2 protein-coding genes and 1 pseudogene are annotated in these 3,953 nt (G+C 59.8%); 2 read left to right on the forward strand and 1 reads right to left on the reverse strand.

Annotated features, from left to right (window positions below; translation table 11 throughout):
* Window positions 1–125: 125 nt before the first annotated feature.
* Window positions 126–374 (reverse strand): hypothetical protein, encoded by a 249-nt coding sequence (locus A2I95_RS27170; protein ID WP_291734914.1) that lies wholly within the window; start codon window positions 372–374, stop codon window positions 126–128.
* 762 nt (window positions 375–1,136) lie between these two features.
* Here A2I95_RS27170 and A2I95_RS27175 point away from each other — a divergent pair.
* Window positions 1,137–2,081 carry a tyrosine-type recombinase/integrase gene (locus tag A2I95_RS27175; protein WP_291734917.1) on the forward strand — a complete coding sequence of 315 codons (945 nt, stop codon included), beginning with the start codon at window positions 1,137–1,139 and terminating at the stop codon, window positions 2,079–2,081.
* A gap of 71 nt (window positions 2,082–2,152) precedes the next feature.
* Window positions 2,153–3,417 (forward strand): annotated as a pseudogene (locus A2I95_RS27180) (IS91 family transposase).
* The last annotated feature ends 536 nt before the right edge of the window (window positions 3,418–3,953 follow it).

Below are 3,953 nucleotides of genomic sequence, written 5' to 3' on the forward strand. Positions count from 1 at the left end.
GTTGTAGCTGGACCAATTCGTCGTACGGTAGCGGGCTGGTGTGGGCTTGCTCATCTGCCCCGTCTAACCGCATGGATTCGTGATGTGAATCCTTAGCACTCAGAGTTCTGCAACAACGCCGAGGTTCAGCCTCCTGTCATTTGCCTATGACCTTCTTGCTTGCAGATGGCATCGGCTTCTTCAACCGACATTGTTTGCGGACGACCGATCGAACGGTCCCAAAGAACCCGGTCCTTTGTGTACAACTGGCATACAACGATGCCTTTGCTGGTTTCGAGCTGTACCGGTGTGGTTTCAAACTGCTCCGGTGAAACGCAGCCTGCCACTCCTGCAACTGTGAATAGCAATATTTTGAACTTCAAGATTTTACGCAAAGCACCTGCTCCCTCATAACACAATTTTGCAGTATCACCTTTGACAAAATAGAAAGTTAAGGCAGATCGAGACTCGCTAGCCGGGCTTTAACTCTTAATAACCATCTGACAACAGGATGTTTCATATTTTAGTCGATCACCGTTCGTTAACGGCTTATGCATTTTTCATCCTAATCATTGTCGCAATAGATGTTCTAGTTTTCGGCTTTCTGCTTGAGGTGTGGGCGGCAGTTTATAGCCTGACTTGGAATGTTCCAGTGTTTGGTTGTAATAAGGAATACCTGCAATGCGTTTGACTATCCCTGCCATCCTGAGTTTTGCCCTGTCTGCTTGCGGCGGTGTCGAGTTTGACCGGCAGGACTTGTCTCAAATGTATGGACCAGCCACAAACTACAGGAACCCGGAAACTCAGCAGAAAACTGTGAAAAGATTCTTGCCGCAGGAAAGCGTGTCTCGCAGCAGTAATGCGACCCATTGGACTTCGCCTGACGGATGCACCTATTCGCGCACTCAAGCGTCAGGAAATGCAGCGGTCTGGTATCTAGTGCAGAACCCACATCATGTGAGCATGCCCAATGCCCATCGCGGCTGTGCAATGACAGTGGTTGAGGGGTAGCGATGAGCCCAAGCACTAAATCGCTCTGCGATAGGGGTTCTGTGTGGCAGGCGTCGCGCTGAAGCGGGATTTGTTTCGCGGTTTTCGATGTCGGGTGTGTGCTGTTGGCCGAGGTGATTTTGCCTCGGTTGACAGAGGGTTTTGCCATGACCAAGCAGCCCCCTGCACCGGCGGCATCCCTTCGGGCGCGCATGATCGCGGATAGGCCGGCACGCAATCTCGGACCGGCATCGCCGACCAGCCGCCTGCGGGCCTGCAAGCGGTTTGCCTCCTGGCTCGGGCGATCTCTGGAGACAGTCTCACCGGACGACGTGAAGCACTTCCAGCTGCATCTGATCGAGAGCGGGACGAGTATCTGCACCCGCAACCAAACCATGACCGGGGTGAAGTTTCTGTTCCGGGTCACCCTGCGGCGGCATGATCTGGCAGCCGAGGTTTTCCACCTGAAGGAACCGGTGAAGGTGCCGCTTGTGCTGAGCCGCAACGAGGTCAAACGCGTTCTGGCCATGGCGCCCGGCCTGAAGGCGCGCGTAATGCTGTCGCTCGCCTATGGCTGCGGCATGCGCGCGGGCGAGGCCGTCCGGCTGAAGGTCGGCGACATCGTGCCGGAGGCGCGTCTTCGACACGACGGGGAACAGAAGATCATCCGCATTGTGCAGGCCAAGGGCCGCAAGGACCGCAACGTGATGCTGCCCGGGGACATTCTGGGTTTGTTGCGCGAGTGGTGGACCGAACGCCCGGCGAGCCAGGACACGGGCGTGCCCGGACCCGAGCGGGTTCTCTTCCCCGGCTATCGCGGCAAACACCTCTCGGCCCGCCAGATTTCGCGGCTGTTCAAGCAGGCCGCGCGGGCCGCAGGGATTACCAAGCCGGTGACGCTGCACATCTTGCGCCATTCCTTTGCGACACACCTGCTGGAGCGCGGCGCCGACATCCGGGTCATTTATTACCCGGCAGTCGATTGCACAGCAATCGATGAGAGGGCAGGCGCTGCTCGGGCATGCCAAACTCACCACGACGGCGCGCTATGCCAGCGTTGCCACCACTGCCCGGCAGGCGATTGCGCAGCAATCTGCCGAGAGGGGGCATGATCGCGGCGGTGGAGAGCCCGCTGGACAGCCTGACCGCGGCGAAGCGCAGGAAAAGTGCCTCATAGACTGCGTTGTCCCGGCCGAAACTGGAGGTTGCGGATATCTTCCGCATGCATGGTGCTGCCTGGCGGGCGGCCAATGCGGGCCATATCAGCCTCGATCAGTTGAAGGTGATGAGCGCCATCGAGCGCTGCCGCACGGTGGCGCTTGGCGGTCATGCCGCGCGATGTGAAGACTGCGCGCAGGATCACATCGCCTACAACTCGTGCCGGAACAGGCACTGTCCCAAATGCCAGGCGGGTGCGGCCAAGGCCTGGCTGGCGGCGCGCGAGGCCGAGCTGCTGCCCGTGCGGTATTTCCACCTGGTCTTCGCGCTGCCGAAGCCAATCGCCGGCATCGCCCGCCAGAGTGAGCCAATGGAACGCCAATGGTCCGAGAGACATTGGCGAACGCGGGAGATCTGCAATCTGCTGATGCGATCAAGCGCGGACACGGTGATCCGGATCGCCGCCGGCCCCAAGCACCTTGGCGCCCGGGCCGGCATCACATCCGTCCTGCACACATCGTGCCGGAGGCGCGTCTTCGACACGACGGGCTCGGCGATGACGCACCACCCGCATGTCCACATGATCGTGCCCCCCCCTCTCGGCAGATTGCTGCGCAATCTCCTGCCAGGCAGTGGGACGGCGGGCTGTCTGCGGACGGTGCGCAGTGGATCGCCTGCCGCAGGAACTTCTTCCTTTCCGTCCGGGTGCTGTCACGCCTGTACCGCCGCTTCATCCTCGGCGGGCTTGCGGATCGCGCGGCCTTCGACGCTTTCCTGCAACCGCTGCGCAGGATCGGTTGGGTCGTGTATGCCAAGGAACCCTTCGCCGGACCCAGGGCCGTGCTGGCATACCTGTCGCGCTACACCCACCGTGCCGCGATCTCCAACAGCCGCCTGATCCGCATGGACGGCCGGAGCGTCACCTTCCGCGTCAAAGATTACCGCGTCAACGGTCCCGGGCGGCATACCACCATGACCCTGAAGGCCGGCGAGTTCATCCGCCGGTTCCTGATCCATGTCCTGCCCAAGGGGCAGCATCGCATCCGCCACTACGGCTTCTTCGGGAATGGCAACCGTGCCGCCAATATCGCCAGGATCAGGGAACTGCTCGGGGCCGAAACATCAGATCAGGGTCACGCTCGCGATGACAATATCGATGCATCCGATGCACTTGCCCGCGTCCTCAGGCTGCCATGCCCCTGCTGCGGCGGCCGGTTGGTCATCGTCGAAACCATGGCGCCAGAACGGCGCCCCAGAGCGCCGCCAGGAACAGCGAGGGCTGCTGCATGACACGCGCCAAAAACCGGAAGTCCAATCTCAACCGCGCTCAAAATCGGTTGCGACCGCACCGGCATGGCCGGAACCCAGATGCCCGTGGTTCAGAAGGTCACAAAAACCGCAGGATACAACGCATGTTGAGCAAAGCCCGCAAAACCTATGCTGAGGCCGCCTGCAAGAGTGCTGCCGCCTCATCCTGGTCCGAAAAATCCAAGGCAACCAACCGGCTCAAATCCCCATAGACCTGGGCGGGTCCGCCCAATCCCAACCCCGCGATTTCCCGCTTGAGCGCTTCTCCGACGCCAAGCAACGCCCCGCGTCACTTAAAAGCCTCGCATGGCGTCTGAGAAACCTGCACCATAGCCGTTCTTGCCCATCAACTGGGATGTCGCGGATGCAAAGGGCCGCTCCCGGAGAAAAGATGCCATGTACAATCATGATAAAAATCGATGAAATCGGGCTATTGAATTACCGCATTTGACCATTCCTGAATGAAAGTTCTTCGCTTCAACTTGTCGAGATAGGTCATCAACGCCGGTTCCAGCGCG

The organism is Leisingera sp. F5 (assembly GCF_001593695.1).

What these genes read in the sequence shown, in the direction of transcription:
- A2I95_RS27175 (WP_291734917.1), top strand. Translation starts at nt 1,137, where the DNA reads ATGACCAAGCAGCCCCCTGCACCGGCGGCATCCCTTCGGGCGCGCATG.